The organism is Aquimarina intermedia (assembly GCF_008124785.1).
Classification (GTDB): domain Bacteria; phylum Bacteroidota; class Bacteroidia; order Flavobacteriales; family Flavobacteriaceae; genus Aquimarina; species Aquimarina intermedia.
On the sequence record NZ_VNHU01000002.1, the window covers coordinates 481,298 to 496,222 of the forward strand.

General features: G+C 37.0%; 14 protein-coding genes. 7 read left to right on the forward strand and 7 right to left on the reverse strand.

Features of this window, described 5'->3' with window-relative positions; translation table 11 throughout:
- Positions 1-99 precede the first annotated feature (99 nt).
- Together BD809_RS04810 and BD809_RS04815 are read left to right on the forward strand one after the other, a co-directional pair.
- Entirely contained in the window at positions 100-624 is a 525-nt protein-coding gene (locus tag BD809_RS04810) for a hypothetical protein (protein ID WP_148781805.1), read from the forward strand.
- A gap of 19 nt (positions 625-643) precedes the next feature.
- The gene (locus BD809_RS04815; protein WP_148781806.1) at positions 644-1,162 is read left to right on the forward strand and encodes a nuclear transport factor 2 family protein; all 519 of its coding nucleotides are present in this window, start codon (positions 644-646) and stop codon (positions 1,160-1,162) included.
- A 2-nt stretch (positions 1,163-1,164) separates the two neighbouring features.
- On the opposite strand, the gene BD809_RS04820 is transcribed toward BD809_RS04815, so the two are convergent.
- The 5 genes from BD809_RS04820 to BD809_RS04840 form a co-directional block, all read right to left on the reverse strand.
- The gene (locus tag BD809_RS04820; protein WP_148781807.1) at positions 1,165-1,827 is read right to left on the reverse strand and encodes an HAD family hydrolase; all 663 of its coding nucleotides are present in this window, start codon (positions 1,825-1,827) and stop codon (positions 1,165-1,167) included.
- A 2-nt stretch (positions 1,828-1,829) separates the two neighbouring features.
- Positions 1,830-4,238: a TonB-dependent receptor plug domain-containing protein gene (locus tag BD809_RS04825; RefSeq protein ID WP_148781808.1), complete on the reverse strand. Its 2,409-nt coding sequence runs from the start codon at positions 4,236-4,238 to the stop codon at positions 1,830-1,832.
- A gap of 2 nt (positions 4,239-4,240) precedes the next feature.
- Positions 4,241-4,960, reverse strand: a complete 720-nt coding sequence (recO, locus tag BD809_RS04830) for a DNA repair protein RecO (protein WP_148781809.1) — start codon at positions 4,958-4,960, stop codon at positions 4,241-4,243.
- 98 nt (positions 4,961-5,058) lie between these two features.
- Complete coding sequence (gene gdhA / locus BD809_RS04835; protein ID WP_148781810.1) at positions 5,059-6,402, reverse strand: NADP-specific glutamate dehydrogenase; 1,344 nt, start codon at positions 6,400-6,402, stop codon at positions 5,059-5,061.
- A 216-nt stretch (positions 6,403-6,618) separates the two neighbouring features.
- The gene (locus BD809_RS04840; RefSeq protein ID WP_148781811.1) at positions 6,619-7,758 is read right to left on the reverse strand and encodes a cystathionine gamma-synthase; all 1,140 of its coding nucleotides are present in this window, start codon (positions 7,756-7,758) and stop codon (positions 6,619-6,621) included.
- A gap of 143 nt (positions 7,759-7,901) precedes the next feature.
- On the opposite strand from BD809_RS04840, the gene BD809_RS04845 reads away from it, so the two are divergent.
- Positions 7,902-8,684 (forward strand): DUF3298 and DUF4163 domain-containing protein, encoded by a 783-nt coding sequence (locus tag BD809_RS04845; RefSeq protein WP_148781812.1) that lies wholly within the window; start codon positions 7,902-7,904, stop codon positions 8,682-8,684.
- Here BD809_RS04845 and BD809_RS04850 read toward each other — a convergent pair.
- Complete coding sequence (locus tag BD809_RS04850) at positions 8,676-9,131, reverse strand: DinB family protein (protein ID WP_148781813.1); 456 nt, start codon at positions 9,129-9,131, stop codon at positions 8,676-8,678. The two genes, BD809_RS04845 and BD809_RS04850, sit on opposite strands and share 9 nt — an antisense overlap.
- Before the next feature lie 123 nt (positions 9,132-9,254).
- Between BD809_RS04850 and BD809_RS04855 the strand changes: the two genes are divergently transcribed.
- Together BD809_RS04855 and BD809_RS04860 are read left to right on the forward strand one after the other, a co-directional pair.
- Positions 9,255-9,611: an arsenate reductase family protein gene (locus BD809_RS04855; protein ID WP_148781814.1), complete on the forward strand. Its 357-nt coding sequence runs from the start codon at positions 9,255-9,257 to the stop codon at positions 9,609-9,611.
- Positions 9,604-10,506 carry a DMT family transporter gene (locus tag BD809_RS04860; protein WP_148781815.1) on the forward strand — a complete coding sequence of 301 codons (903 nt, stop codon included), beginning with the start codon at positions 9,604-9,606 and terminating at the stop codon, positions 10,504-10,506. Before BD809_RS04855 ends, BD809_RS04860 begins: the two co-directional genes overlap by 8 nt.
- On the opposite strand, the gene BD809_RS04865 is transcribed toward BD809_RS04860, so the two are convergent.
- Positions 10,503-10,985 (reverse strand): acyl-CoA thioesterase, encoded by a 483-nt coding sequence (locus BD809_RS04865; protein ID WP_148781816.1) that lies wholly within the window; start codon positions 10,983-10,985, stop codon positions 10,503-10,505. The two genes, BD809_RS04860 and BD809_RS04865, sit on opposite strands and share 4 nt — an antisense overlap.
- A gap of 176 nt (positions 10,986-11,161) precedes the next feature.
- On the opposite strand from BD809_RS04865, the gene BD809_RS04870 reads away from it, so the two are divergent.
- Positions 11,162-12,127, forward strand: a complete 966-nt coding sequence (locus BD809_RS04870) for a YheT family hydrolase (RefSeq protein ID WP_148781817.1) — start codon at positions 11,162-11,164, stop codon at positions 12,125-12,127.
- 218 nt (positions 12,128-12,345) lie between these two features.
- On the forward strand, positions 12,346-14,844 hold the full coding sequence (locus BD809_RS04875; RefSeq protein WP_148781818.1) for a M4 family metallopeptidase: 2,499 nt from the start codon (positions 12,346-12,348) through the stop codon (positions 14,842-14,844).
- The last annotated feature ends 81 nt before the right edge of the window (positions 14,845-14,925 follow it).

Genomic DNA, 14,925 nt, shown 5'->3' on the forward strand with positions numbered 1-14,925 from the left:
TTAATTAAAGGGTAAAGGCTTGGTATGCGTAGGTATCACCAAGCTTTTTTTTATTATCCCTTTTTATACTGTATTTTTGAAGCGATTCAAATTTTCTACATGAAAAATCTTTTAATAATTGTTAGCGTACTTCTAAGCATTTGTGCATGTACAGAGCATAGTTCGTCTAATAATGATCAGGCTCCAGTCAAAGCCACCGTTCTTGACAGTCTCTCGGATAACAAAATAACTCTGGACCTACTACCTCTCTCAGTTCAAGCAGAAGAGGATTTAAAAAGTTTTGATGATTTACAAGCGTTACGCAATCTCATTCTTACCATGCAAAACTCCAACGCTTTTTATATTCAAAAATATGCCGACAGCACCGATTTGGCAGTAGGCACATTAAGAGAAAATATTCCAAACGATTTGAATACAAATGCCATCTCCTCACGATTAACTGTTTTAGCTACCGAAACCGCATTGCTAAGACACTGGTCAGAAAAAAAAATGGTAACCGAAGATAAACTGTTTGAAGCGAATACACGGCTTATCAAAGCGTATAATAGTTTAGTGATACAACTTAATGAACTCTCTTTGGCGATTCCAGAAAATATAGAAAAAGAGCTTTTAGGCGAAGATTAAATGTTTAATACCAATACTTATGAAATATCTCCAGCAGACTATCAAATTCTTACTTCTGTTTATAGCTTCGTCTACTATGCTAGCACAAAATACACAGTCAGAAGAAACTATCAAAACTATAAATGTATCGCTTGATCAATGGCACCAATCAGCAGCTCAAGCAGATTTTGACAGTTACTTTGGTTTAATGACAGAGGATGCTGTTTTTATAGGTACTGACCCTACAGAGAATTGGCAGTTAGATGCTTTTAAAGCGTTTGCTAAGCCCTATTTTGATAAAGGAAAAGCATGGAGTTTTAGTAAACTTGAACGTACAATTTACTTAGGAAAGAATACGCACTATGCTTGGTTTGATGAATTGCTAACTACACAGATGGGTATATGTCGTGGAAGCGGTGTTGTTGAAGCTACTAAGACCGGTTGGAAAATTAAGCATTATGTTTTGTCAATTACGGTGCCTAATGAAAATGTTTCTGAAGTAACCAAGATGAAACAAAAATTTGAGGACAAATTTATTCAGCAACTCAAATCTAACTAAAATTATATCAGAGATTTAGTGAATGTAGTGATATTCGGATAATATTTAATAGTTGATATATTTTTGAAATGAGAAGCATGCTTCTCTCCTATTCCTACAAAATCAATTTTGAGATTTTGAGCTGTAATCATATCCCACAATCCATCTCCAATGGAAACGATATGTTCAAAATGATCTTTCTTATAATAACGCTTAGCCCGATCTATTGCATCCATAACAAATCCTTCTCTAGACTCATGGGTTTTTGAAGTCGCCAACAAAGCTTCATCATACCAGATACCACAGTCTTCCAACTTCATTATTGCAGGCTTCGGCAAAGCACCGGTGGCAAAGCTAAAAGGAACATTTGATTTTCTTAATAGTTCAATTAAAACCTTGGCTCCTAAAATTTCCTTAGAAGAATTAAACAACTCCATCTGAGAAACAATTTCCTGCTCGAATTGCTCTAATAAATCAGCTGGATGTTGCTCGAGAAAGTTACGTTCATAATTGTAGCGTAACGCATAACTATCAGTATGGTGTTTGTAATTATTATAATCTGTGTCAATATTCTGAATACCTAGTTTTAGCATGGCTTGGGTGACAGCCATTAAGTACATAGGAACGCTATCAGTCAAGGTTCCGTCAATATCAAAAATAAATAAGGTAGAATGTAAATCTTTCATGTTTAGAAAGCGTAGCTAAGAGATGAGATAAAATTTCGACCTGCAGCAGCAATTCCAGATGAATATGTTCTATATCGTTGATCTGTGATATTCTCAATAGCAAAAGTAGCGCGTAGTCCTTGCAAGATTTCGTAGTTTGCCCGTATATTGAGCGTATACCAGGATGGCGCATACGGATTTCCGTTAGCATCAGCCGCATAAAAATAATCTTTACTTTGTTCTGATGGAGAAAGCTGATCATAGGATAAAGAGCCATTATAATTTGCGAACAAGTCTAAACGAAGCTTGTCTTTATCAAAAGTTAGTTGGGTCATACCAAACTGTGGCGCGACGTGGCGTGAGGGTGCGGTCTCTCCGTTATCCAGTTCTTCTTCTCCTCCCGTAAAGGTATACTGTGATGTAAATGTAAAATTTGTAGCAAAACTATAGTTAATTCCGGCTTCGAATCCATATACTTTTGCGTTAGCGGCATTTTGAATGGCCTGAATTGTACTTAGCTCCTCTTTGTACATAATCTGGGTTACTCCATTTAAAGCATAGTCTCTGCGGACTAAAGCATCATCCAAATAAGTGTAAAAAGTAGCTATATCCAGTGTTAGCTTTTTGGAAGGTGTCAACGTTACAGCAATCTCTCCATTGTAGGCGTATTCTGGTTTCAGATCTGGATTTGGAACCACAACAGCTCCCGGTTCTGAATCAAATATTTTACCCACATCGTCAATATTAGGTGCTCTAAATGCTGTCGAGAAGTTAACTTTCCATTGCAAAATCTCATTAGGCAACCAACTGATTCCCGCTGTACCGGTTAAAGCTCCAGTATTTATGTTTGCCTCCTCAAAAGGAAGATCATAAAATTGATCAGAAAATGTTGATTTTAAATGAATGTAGTTGTAACGCAACCCTGTTTGCAGCCTTACTCTTTCATTAAATTTATGCTTTAAACTCAAATAGGCTGCTGCAGACTGCCAACTACTGCCATCTGGATATCTGGAGGGTGCAGCTTCTTTTGTATTTGCAGTGATATCTATAGCATATCCTCTGGAGTTTACTGTGTTTAAAATATATTCTGCTCCGTAATGTAAAAAAGTGTCCGTAGATAACTTTTTTTCAAAATCTATATTTGTGGAGTATGCATCGACATGCTCTTCTGTTTTTGAAAGCATCGATGACTCAAAATCTCGATCATTTCTACTCTCTTCAAAAATTTGATACGCAGCTGTAAACTGTACGTTGTCATAGTATTTTGATCCATTTTTATGGGTGACCTGTAAATTCCCCATAAACCACCGTTGGGGTCCATAGTACCACTCAGCTGATCGTAAATTTCCGTTTCTTCGACGAATTAAGCGGTCATATCGGGGGTAGTCTGACGTTGTAGTGTAAATAAGTCCCAATTCAAAATTCCACCGCTCGTTAGGCATAAAACGGGCTTTTTGCATAAAATTGATCTGATCATAGCCAGTAAAAATTTGTTTCTCCGGATCAGAATTTTCTTTAATGGTATCAATCCCGCCCGAATTGTCAACATAATCAGGTCGCAAATATTCATCAGGACCGTGTGATCCCATTTTTAAATCATCAAAATCTGAATAACTGATACTACTTAGAAACGCCCATTCTTTGAAACCAAAATTCAAATCGACATGACCTGTTCTTTCATTATTTGCAGCAGCATACCGTGCTGTAGCATTACCAGAAACTACATTCTCATCTGCAAAGGCAAATTTTGGTTTAAGGGTGTAAAAATTCATGACACCACCCACGGCATCGCTTCCATAAACTACGGATCCAGGACCTAGTATCACTTCTGTTCTGCGAATGCTAAAGGGATCAATAGATATAATATTCTGTACATTACCACCTCTAAAAATAGCCGTATTCATTCGTACTCCGTCAACAGCTATTAACAAACGATTTGTAGAAAATCCTCTTATAATAGGGCTTCCACCTCCTAACTGACTTTTTTGAACATATACCTGACCACTACTTTGTAGTAAGTCAGCAGAGGTTTGCGCTGCACTAAGGGCGATATCCTCTTCAGTTAAACTCACTATTTTCTGTACTATATCTTTTTTATCTTGCTCCCATTTGGAAACCGAAATAACAACCTCTGAAAGTTGATTTTCATCGACTTCCAAAGCAACTATTCCTTGATTTTTCAGAATACTCTCTTTGGTAAACGAAATAGGTAAATGAGATACATGTGCAAAAAATAAAACCTCCTTTGTTTCAAAAACAGAAACATCAGCAACTCCATCAAAATTTGTGAGGGTACTTTTTGTTTTTGCCTCATTATAAATAGCTACGTTAGGCACTGGTAGCTTATCTAAAACACTAACCACCGTAATTTGTTGGGCACTGACACTATGAGAAAGAAAGACACTGAATAGAAGGAAAATAAATAATCGCATACTTATTTAAAAATTTCGTTTAGTACGGTTAGTGATTTAGGCTTTTTAAAGCCGTGCAAATGTAATTCAAAATAAAGTAATACCATATTAAGAAGCTCTGCCCGCATTGTTTTGCTCAAATCAATTTTCATAGACGCCTCAAATGTCATGCCTAAGAATAACTTGAATTTTTCAATTAATGTCCCATCAAAACAATACGGTCCAATGTCCATGCTTGTAAAATCTCCGGATAATAAATCAAAATAGGGCTTTTCTTGCCAGGAAGTATCCGGATAAAACCCAAGATATTGAGTCAATCGAATCATAAACGAGAGGTGAAAATTTTTAATATCTTCGTGATTATCCAACCAAAGCAAGGTTGTTTCAAGGTACTGATATAACTCTTTATTAGTTTCTTGTTCTTGAATAGACATATAGAGCACCTCAGAGATAAAAAATACCAACGCATTCTTGACTAGATCGTTATGGAGCGTTTGATACGGGGTGAGAATCTTTGCTTCACGAATACGTTCCAAGGTCCCTTTATCCTTATGAACGGCTTCAATTTCTAATAAGCTCAGGGGTTGAAAAAGAGAGTGTCTCAGTTTTCCTTTTTTTGATTTAAGAATCCCTCTTAGCATATAGGATCTCACTCCGTTAGACTGTGTGAATAATGTAGCAATGACATCATTTTCACTATAGCGAATGGTGCGTAAAACGATTGCAGAGGATTTAATTATCATAACATCATCAAAAAACAGAAACTTCTCACTATTGCATTAATACAAAAAAACCACTCTGAATACGATAGAGTGGTTTTTAAAATATTTATACTTTTTATTTAGACGACACCTTGTTCTAACATGGCATCGGCAACTTTTACAAAGCCAGCAATGTTGGCTCCTTTTACATAATTGATAAACCCATCCTCTTCGGTTCCATAAATAACACATTGTTCGTGTATGCTATTCATAATTCCGTGAAGTTTTTCATCTACTTCTTGAGCGGTCCAGTTGAAACGTAATGAGTTTTGCGACATTTCCAGTCCAGAAGTTGCTACTCCACCAGCATTAGATGCTTTACCAGGAGAAAACAGAATTTTTGCTTCCAAAAACACTTCAATTGCATCCGCAGTACAAGGCATGTTTGCTCCTTCACCCACACAGATACAACCGTTTTTCACCAATTCTTCAGCATCTTCGACATGCAGTTCATTTTGCGTAGCACAAGGCAAAGCAATATCACAAGGCACAGACCAAGGTGTCTTACCTTCTACATAGGTTGCGCTTGTATAAGTATCAACATACTCCTTAATACGTCCTCGTTTCACATTCTTTAATTCTTTGACAAACTCAAGTTTTTCTGTATCGATCCCATGATTATCCACAATATATCCTGATGAATCAGAAAATGTGATCACTTTACCCCCTAAGCTCATCGCTTTTTCGGCAGCAAATTGGGCTACATTACCAGAGCCTGAAATTACCACAGTTTTACCAACTAATGACTCTCCTCTGGTTTTAAGCATGTTTTCTGCAAAGTATACGTTACCGTATCCTGTTGCTTCCGGTCTCATTAAAGAGCCTCCATAAGATAAACCTTTACCGGTAAGCACACCTGTGAACTCATCACGTAATCGTTTGTACTGACCAAACATATACCCAATCTCACGTCCACCAACACCTATATCCCCTGCAGGAACGTCAGTATTAGGACCTATATATTTGGATAGCTCAGTCATAAAGCTTTGACAGAAACGCATTACTTCATTATCTGATTTACCTTTTGGATTAAAATCAGCTCCACCTTTACCACCACCCATAGGCAATGTGGTTAAACTATTTTTAAAAGTTTGCTCAAAAGCCAAGAATTTGAGGATACTTAGGTTTACCGAAGGGTGAAAACGTAATCCACCTTTATACGGTCCTATAGCCGAATTCATTTGAACTCTATAACCTCTGTTTATTTGGATATTTCCTTTATCATCCATCCATGGTATTCTGAACATAAAAACACGTTCTGGTTCTGCCATACGTTCCAAAAGCATCGCGTTTTGATACTTTTCATTCTTTTCTATGAATGGAATTACAGTCTCTGCTACTTCAGTTACTGCCTGAATAAATTCTGGTTCGTTAGGATTTCTACCTTCTACGGATTTGATAAAGTTATCGATACTTTCTTTCATAGCATCTATTTAGTTGTTTGGTATAAATTCGTTAAAACATAACTTTTCAGTAATTCAAAGGTTGCAATGCTTCCTTTGATTTCAGAAAAATTAAAAATTGTCGCAAATATATACATATTAAAAGTTTAAAGCTTTAAATTTTGTGAATTTCGCATTTCGAAAACGTTATAGGCTTTCATATTAAAAAAGGTTTACTAAAACATGCTCTGGCACCTTTTAACTTAATGCTTTTTTAAGATCATCAATCAGATCGTGAATATCCTCAATACCCACACTCAACCGAATTAACGAATCTTTTATTCCAATTTTCTCACGTGCTGCTTTTGGTATCGAAGCATGTGTCATACTTGCGGGATGTCCTGCTAAGCTCTCAACACCACCCAAAGATTCGGCAAGCGTGAAAATCTTAAACTTTTCTACCACCCGCACCGCTCCATCCAAAGAATCCTCTTTTGTGGTAAAAGAGAGCATCCCTCCAAAATCATCCATTTGCTCTTTTGCTATGTGATGATAAGGGTGTTCTTCAAACCCCGGCCAATATACCTTGTCTACAGCAGGGTGTGTTCTTAGAAATTTTGCAATAGCTGCTGCATTTTCACAATGACGCTGCATTCGTACATGTAGGGTTTTGATACCTCTTAATGCCAAAAAGCTATCCTGAGGCCCACAAATAGCACCACTTGCATTTTGAATAAAATACAATCGATCTGCCAAGTCTTTATCATTCACCACTAAAGATCCCATAACAAGATCACTATGTCCTCCTATATATTTGGTAGCACTATGCATTACAATATCCGCACCCAAATCTAATGGACGTTGAAGATAGGGTGTTGCAAAAGTATTATCAACGGCTAAAAGCACCTTGTGCTTTTTAGAAACCTGAGCCACTGCTTTGATATCGATAATATTCATCATCGGATTAGTCGGTGTCTCGATCCAAATCAATTTTGTTTTACCAGTTATATACGCTTCTATACCATCAGCGTTCCCCATCCCGATAAAATTAAATTTAATCCCAAAATCTTCAAAAATTTTAGTAAACAAACGATAGGTACCACCATACAAATCGTTGGTGGAGATCACCTCATCCCCAGGCTTAAGCAATTTAATTACTGCATCAATTGCTGCTAATCCTGATCCAAAAGCTAGCCCAAATATTCCATTCTCAATACTAGCCAACGAATTTTCAAGCGCATTTCTTGTAGGATTGTGGGTACGACTATATTCATATCCTTTGTGTCCACCAGGAGTAGACTGCGCATACGTTGATGTTTGATAAATCGGGGGCATTACAGCTCCGTATGCGGGATCATGCTGCTGACCACCATGTATAGTTTTTGTATTAAACTTCATCAAAAAAAAATTTTGGATGACATTAACAAACACGTACTTTATAGCAGTTAAAAAAAGCTCTTTTTTAACTCTGCTGATTGTTAAAACTAAGCAAATGTATAATTAAATTCTTTTTAATCACATTGATATAATACCTTTAGTAGATGATTAACAAATTTCCTTACTTCCCATTTAAAATCACCACCTTGTGGGCTTTAATTTTTATGTTTGCATCTTGCTCAAAACGCGAAGAATTTGTTTTTGAAAAACAAATTTTTGAAACAGCAACCTATTTGGATTGCAACCCTGTCGACTGCGCAATTATAGAAATACGATTAGTTCAACTACTAAATGATACCAAAGTTGGAAATCAAATCAATAGAACCTTAGAAACAAAAGCATGCGAATTCTTAACTATAGAAGAAAATTCGACAACTACTTCTATCGAGACGGCTATGATAAGTTTCAACAAACTTTATACAGATATTGTAGAAGCATTTCCTGAAGAAACCCCGCCTTACGAGGCGTTGCTTGATAGTGAAGTTCAATTTCAAAATGCGCAATTAGCTTCGGTGCTTTTAAATACTTATTCGTTTACCGGAGGTGCTCATGGTAACACAACCACCATGCTACTCAATTTTGACTTGTCTACCGGCAGGCTCATTTCCATTGACAACTTAGTAAAAGATACAAAGGCTTTTTCACAGTATGTCGAAAAGAAGTTTAGATCCACCTATACTATTCCGAGTCAAAAAGGAATTAACAGTACCGGATTTTCATTTGATAATGATCAATTTTCTTTACCCGAACATATTGGTTTCACAAATAATGAAATCATTCTTCATTACAATCATTATGAAATCAGCTCCTATGCTGACGGCCCTGTGGTGCTGAAAATTGATAAAGCCGAAGCGGCAGATTATTTTGATTTCAACATCTTAGAGTGACTTTTTCATCGCAAGTATATATCCTAAATGAATCCCTTCATGAAATGTATTGAACGCTATGGCGTCTTTAACTGAGTTCAAAGTGAACCCGGCACTGGTAGGATAGGTTTCAAAAGTAGCATTCAGCAACATATCCATATCTTTTTCAGTTGTATCGATCGTGCTTGTTAACAGCTCTTTGATCAAGGTTACTTCCTCCTGATCAACAGGACCTTCGACCTTTGTCCCTTTGCGATACCGATCCACAAGATTTTGTGACACCATAAGATCATTACCGCTCAATTTATACACTAACAATTGTTGTGTTACAATTACGTGAGCGATATTCCAGATAATATTATTTGAAAATCCTGTGGGAACAGTGTTCAACTGTTCAAGCGTAAATTGATCCAAAAATTTCAATAATATAGTTCGGTTTGCGCGAGTAATGTCTAGTTGAGTCTTCATTGAATTATTTTTTGGTCAAAAATATCAATTTTACAGACAAATGAATTTCCTTTGCATAAGTATTTTGAATCACTTCTTATTATATTAAACAGTGAATCACAATAAAACTGACCAGAGCTGACTATGAAAAAAATTTACCATCTCTCCACGTGTGACACGTGCAAGCGTATCCTAAAAGAATTAGAACCTAGTAAAAGTTATACACTCCAGGATTTAAAAAGTGAGCCGGTAACCCCTGATCAACTAAATGAACTTTATACCTTATCCGGTAGTTATGAAGCGCTTTTTAACAAGAGAGCACGCTTATACAAGGAACGCGATCTTAAAACTAAAAATTTGAGCGAGAACGATTATAAAGCTTTATTGTTAGAGCATTACACTTTTTTAAAACGACCGGTGATACGCATTGACGATGAAGTTTTTATTGGCAATTCAAAAAAGACTATTCAGGAAGCTAAATCGCGAATGCTAGATGAGTAGGAGAACCTTAGCATTAATAGCAGCAAGTTTTGTAGCTATATTTTACGGCGCCAATTTTAGCATCGCAAAGGATGTAATGCCACATTATGTCCAGCCCTATGGCTTTATATTATTGCGTGTACTTGGCACCGCTATTCTATTCTGGTTAATAGGCTTCTTAGGACCTAAAGAAAAAATTCAAAAGAAGGATTTTATACGAATAGCCGGAGCTGCATTTTTTGGCGTGGCCTTCAATATGCTTACTTTTTTTGTGGGACTTAATCTTACAACTCCGATAAGTGCCTCTGTTTTGATGGTAACGGCTCCAATTATTGTCATGATATTGTCTGCCATTTTCCTAAAAGAAAAATTGCGTTTTCTTAAAATAGTGGGAATTCTTGTTGGCTTGGCAGGCACCTTATTAATCATTTTATATGGCAAAGGAAATCACCTAACTGCAACGAATCCAACCCTTGGAAATTTTCTGGTATTTGTAAATGCCGCATCCTATGCTTGTTATATAATTGTTGTCAAAAAGATTACCCAAAAATATCACCCTTTCACTTTTATGAAATGGATGTACACTATTGGTTTAGTGTTGGTTCTACCATTTGGCCTTCATGAAGTTCTCGAAATGACTCCGGAAGCCATCCCAATAAGTGGTCTGCTAAAAATAGGTTATGTAGTGCTTTTTGCGACATTTGGCACCTACGTACTCAATATTTTTGCGATTAGAGAGCTAAAACCAACAACGGTTGCCGTATTCATTTATTTGCAACCGTTGTTAGCCTCAGTTTTTGCAATAGCCTTAGGCAGCGATTCGCTCGATACTGTCAAAATTTTTGCTGCCCTTTTAATTTTTGTAGGCGTTTATTTAGTTACAAAACCTACTGAAAAAGTTAAATTTCAGGATTAAGATATTTCTAAATCTTTAGGGAATTTGTTGTGTTTTCTTGTATCCACTTTTGTCAGGACTCGGAAATCATCTGATTTTGGAAAATTATTAATTAAAACAATTAAAGCTTCGGGTAGCGGCATAATTTTCCGCTCTTTTAAGTTCATCCAAGCTCCTAACATTTCACAATGTGCCAGATTTTTTCCTTTGGTATCGTAAAAATTATGTCTGAATTCAAAAAAGGAACTATCCTCGCTCATTCCGGTCACCTCTAAACCAACAGTTACCGGAGCTCCCTGAAAAACCTCTCTAAAATAATAGATGTGCTCATAAAAGATAACAGGCCCTACATTAAGTACAGCCATTTCTTTTTGACCAAAACCATTTTCGATCAAAAAAGCCATACGAGTGTGGCTCATAAAATTTTGATATGCACTATTTGCTAAATGACGATTGGCGTCGAGATCACTCCATCGCACCTCAAATTTCTTTGTATACATGCTCTTTATTCTTTAAATCTAAAGATTAAAAATACAATTTAAAACTATGCGTGCATAGTTTATAGTGTAGAACTTGGTAACTTTTACTGGAAACGAATGATAAAATTCTGTTATCCAAAAATTTGTGGGTTTTCATAGCCGTTCCTATTTTTACCGTTTCTAGTTCGCTATATATTATGCCCATATTAACTGCCACCTATCAACCTCCCATAGTAATGAGAAATGCACATGTGGCTACTATATACCCAAACCTCTTTCGTCACGTAAACCATTTGACTCAGCAACGCGAACGCTTAGAATTGAACGACGGAGATTTTATTGATTTAGATTGGAGTTACGCTTCATCATATGCAACAAATCATCTTGTTATTATACTTCATGGCTTAGAAGGCAACGCACAACGTCCTTATATAAAAGGTTTGGCAAAACACTTGACATCAAAAGATCTAGACGTAGTGGCCGTAAATTTGCGTAACTGTAGTGAACAACCCAATCGCATATATGCATCATATCATGCGGGAGCAAGTGAAGATTTGGGTCATGTGATACAACATCTTTCTACAAAATATGCTTATGATAAGATTTCAATTTGCGGATTTAGTCTTGGAGGCAATATCGTATTGAAATATCTGGGGGAAACTCAAGATATCCCTGCAGCAATTGTATCAGCGGTAGCTGTGTCTGTTCCATGTGATTTATATGATTCTTTACGACAGATTGAAAAACCAGCTAATTTTATTTACAGAAACAGGTTTGTCAGACATTTGAAATCCAAGTTGTTTCAACGTGCCGGAGATTTCCCTGATGATATTTCTAACGAAGCAATAAAAGCCTGTCAATCGCTACTTGACATCGATGACCTGTACACCAGTAAAGCACATGGCTATAAAAATGCTAAAGAGTATTATTTAAAGTGTAGTAGTAAGAACTTTCTCTCACAAATTAGAATTCCTACCTTACTATTAAATGCTAAAAACGATTCATTTTTAGGCGCCGCTTGCTATCCGATAGCAGCAGCTGAAACTAATACAAGCTTATTCCTAGAAATGCCGGAATACGGGGGTCATGTCGGTTTTTATGATAAAAAAAATCTGTATTATCATGAGCGAAGAGCTTACGAATTTATTTCGCAATTTTCGTAAAACATTTTCTTTCCATAATCTAAAATGATTGTGCCGTTAATCGATAAAATCATTCATGTTACGGTTAACCCTTTTTCTTATTACATCACCTCCACCACACCGTTTGTATTTGAACGATTTTAGTTGAAAAAGCTTTATTAATTAACTTTTTTTATCAACTTTTAGCAACAACTAAAGAATGTTATTGAAGTTTTCTTAATTAAAACACAAACTCCATTATGAAAAAAAATTACAAAAAAGTCTTGGTCGCTTCTGCCATCGGACTCTCCTTTTTTTGTGCTGAAGCACAGGAAAAAAAACAAGGTGACAGCTTTGTACAGCCACCAAAATTTATGAAAATTGATGGTGAAGCTACTCAAAACAAAAGTGCTCAGAGTATTTTGAGTGAATATATTGGGTTGAACCATGCAAACAGCTACACTAAAATGGCCGAGCAAGTTGATCAACTTGGTATCACACACAAACGTTTTCAACAACGATATAAAGGTGTAAAAGTGGAGTATGGTATTGCCGTGCTGGACGCAAAAGGAAATAAAACTACTTCGCTGCATGGAGAATATTATAATGTAGACCGTGTAAATACGACGCCATCTATAAGTAAATCCCAGGCTTTACAGCGAGCGATCAGCCATACAGGTGCGCAAAAATATTTATGGCAAGATGCACAAGCATCTGAAGCTATGAATAATTATAACACTGGTGGAGAGCTAGTTATTCTACCTGATTTTCAATCAGAAAATGAAAAGGGTCTGTTAACTAATTACAATCTTGCCTATAAATTTGATATATACGCTACACAGCCTTTGAGTAGAGGATATCTTTATATCGATGCTCATTCGGGAGAGGCATTATATTACGATGCTATAATTAAGCATCTTGGTGAACATAGTAATTCAAGTACAGCATTAAAAACGGTGCATTTACCAAGTCGAGCTGAATTTGAAGCTGCTACATTAGCTACAGGAAGTGCCGCAACACGTTATAGTGGTACACAACCCATTACTACCAGAATAATAGGTAGTAGCTATGCATTAAGAGATAATACACGAGGAAATGGTGTAAATACTTACAATAGTGGACAAACTCAGTCCTATCCAACTACAGATTTTACTGATGCAGATAATAATTGGACTGCAGCAGAATTTAACAATACTGCCAAAGACAATGCTGCGCTTGACGCCCATTGGGGAGCAGAAAGAACTTATGATTATTGGCAAGCAATCCACGCCAGAAACAGTTTTGACGGTGCCGGTGCAGAAATCAAGAGTTGGGTTCATTATGGATCAGCTTATGATAATGCTTTCTGGAACGGATCGGTGATGACCTACGGTGATGGATCTTCTAATGGATCTGAAGGAAACGGAAGTTTTGACGCATTGACAAGTTTAGATGTCGCAGCACACGAAATTGGACATGCAGTTACTACGAATACAGCAAATTTAGCATATCAAAGGGAGTCTGGTGGTCTTAATGAAGGGTTCTCTGACATCTGGGGTGCTGCAGTTGAGCATTTTGCAAAAGGTAATGGGAACGATCTGGCTCCGGATGCTTCTATTTGGTTGATCGGTGACGAGATTGATCGCCGTACCGGATCTGCTGCTCTACGTTCTATGAGCAATCCAAACTCAGCCGGTGATCCGGACACATATGGTGGTACGTACTGGAAAAATCCTAATTGTGGATTTCCAACACAGAGTAATGATTATTGCGGTGTACATACCAACTCTGGTGTATTAAATTATTGGTTCTATCTAAGTACTGTAGGTGGATCAGGTACGAATGATATAGGGAGTTCTTTTAATGTTTCGGGAATAGGGATCTTAAAGGCTGCTAAAGTTGCTTATAGAACTCTTAGCGTGTATTTATCTGCTAATTCAACATTTGCCGATGCTAGAGCCGGAGCAATACAATCTGCTAAAGATTTGTACGGAGTCGATAGTGCCGAAGAAATTGCAATTACTAATGCATGGTATGCTGTTGGTGTAGGATCTGAATATGGTACCGGTGGAGGCATATCGTACTGTTCTTCAAAAGGAAACAGCGTTGTAGATGAATATATTAGTCGTGTACAAGTAGGTACTATAAACAAAACTTCTGGTGCTTCAAGTGCTGGATATGCTGATTATACATCAACCGCAACAGATTTAAACCTTAGTACTGCATATTCTATAACCATTACACCTACCTGGACAGGAAGAACATATAGAGAAGGGTATGCTGTTTGGATTGATTACAACCAGGATGGAGACTTTACAGATGCGGGAGAACTCGTATGGAGTAAATCAGCCTCTACAACGACTCCCGTAAGTGGTTCTTTCACAGTTCCTTCTTCAGGTGCATCTGGAGCAACAAGAATGCGTGTGTCGATGAAATATAACGGCATTCCAAGTTCATGTGAAACCTTCAGTTATGGTGAGGTTGAGGATTACACAGTTACCTTAGGTTCTGCTGCTGTAGCGTCTGCCGTGACGGGAATAGCAGAAGCTAGCGACATTGCATTATCTATATATCCTAACCCTGTCAACGGAAATGAATTCTCTATCAGCATGAAGAATCCTGCAGATGCAACATTTGAAATCCTGAATATATTAGGAAAGCGTGTTACTGCCGGTGTTGTTAAAGGTGCTATAGACGTTCAAAATTTATCTGCAGGTATGTATATTTTGAGAGTTAGCACTGCAACAGAAACCTTCACAAAACGTTTCGTTAAAAAATAGTTTATTAGTATACTATTCTTTAGTCATGAAATCCCTTGGAGTATTAACTCCAGGGGATTTTTTTTATCAGAAAACCAATGC

Coding starts and splice junctions, on each gene's coding strand:
- BD809_RS04810 (WP_148781805.1), top strand. CDS start 100: ATGAAAAATCTTTTAATAATTGTTAGCGTACTTCTAAGCATTTGTGCA.
- BD809_RS04815 (WP_148781806.1), top strand. CDS start 644: ATGAAATATCTCCAGCAGACTATCAAATTCTTACTTCTGTTTATAGCT.
- BD809_RS04820 (WP_148781807.1), bottom strand. CDS start 1,827: ATGAAAGATTTACATTCTACCTTATTTATTTTTGATATTGACGGAACC.
- BD809_RS04825 (WP_148781808.1), bottom strand. CDS start 4,238: ATGCGATTATTTATTTTCCTTCTATTCAGTGTCTTTCTTTCTCATAGT.
- recO (WP_148781809.1), bottom strand. CDS start 4,960: ATGATAATTAAATCCTCTGCAATCGTTTTACGCACCATTCGCTATAGT.
- gdhA (WP_148781810.1), bottom strand. CDS start 6,402: ATGAAAGAAAGTATCGATAACTTTATCAAATCCGTAGAAGGTAGAAAT.
- BD809_RS04840 (WP_148781811.1), bottom strand. CDS start 7,758: ATGAAGTTTAATACAAAAACTATACATGGTGGTCAGCAGCATGATCCC.
- BD809_RS04845 (WP_148781812.1), top strand. CDS start 7,902: ATGATTAACAAATTTCCTTACTTCCCATTTAAAATCACCACCTTGTGG.
- BD809_RS04850 (WP_148781813.1), bottom strand. CDS start 9,131: ATGAAGACTCAACTAGACATTACTCGCGCAAACCGAACTATATTATTG.
- BD809_RS04855 (WP_148781814.1), top strand. CDS start 9,255: ATGAAAAAAATTTACCATCTCTCCACGTGTGACACGTGCAAGCGTATC.
- BD809_RS04860 (WP_148781815.1), top strand. CDS start 9,604: ATGAGTAGGAGAACCTTAGCATTAATAGCAGCAAGTTTTGTAGCTATA.
- BD809_RS04865 (WP_148781816.1), bottom strand. CDS start 10,985: ATGTATACAAAGAAATTTGAGGTGCGATGGAGTGATCTCGACGCCAAT.
- BD809_RS04870 (WP_148781817.1), top strand. CDS start 11,162: ATGCCCATATTAACTGCCACCTATCAACCTCCCATAGTAATGAGAAAT.
- BD809_RS04875 (WP_148781818.1), top strand. CDS start 12,346: ATGAAAAAAAATTACAAAAAAGTCTTGGTCGCTTCTGCCATCGGACTC.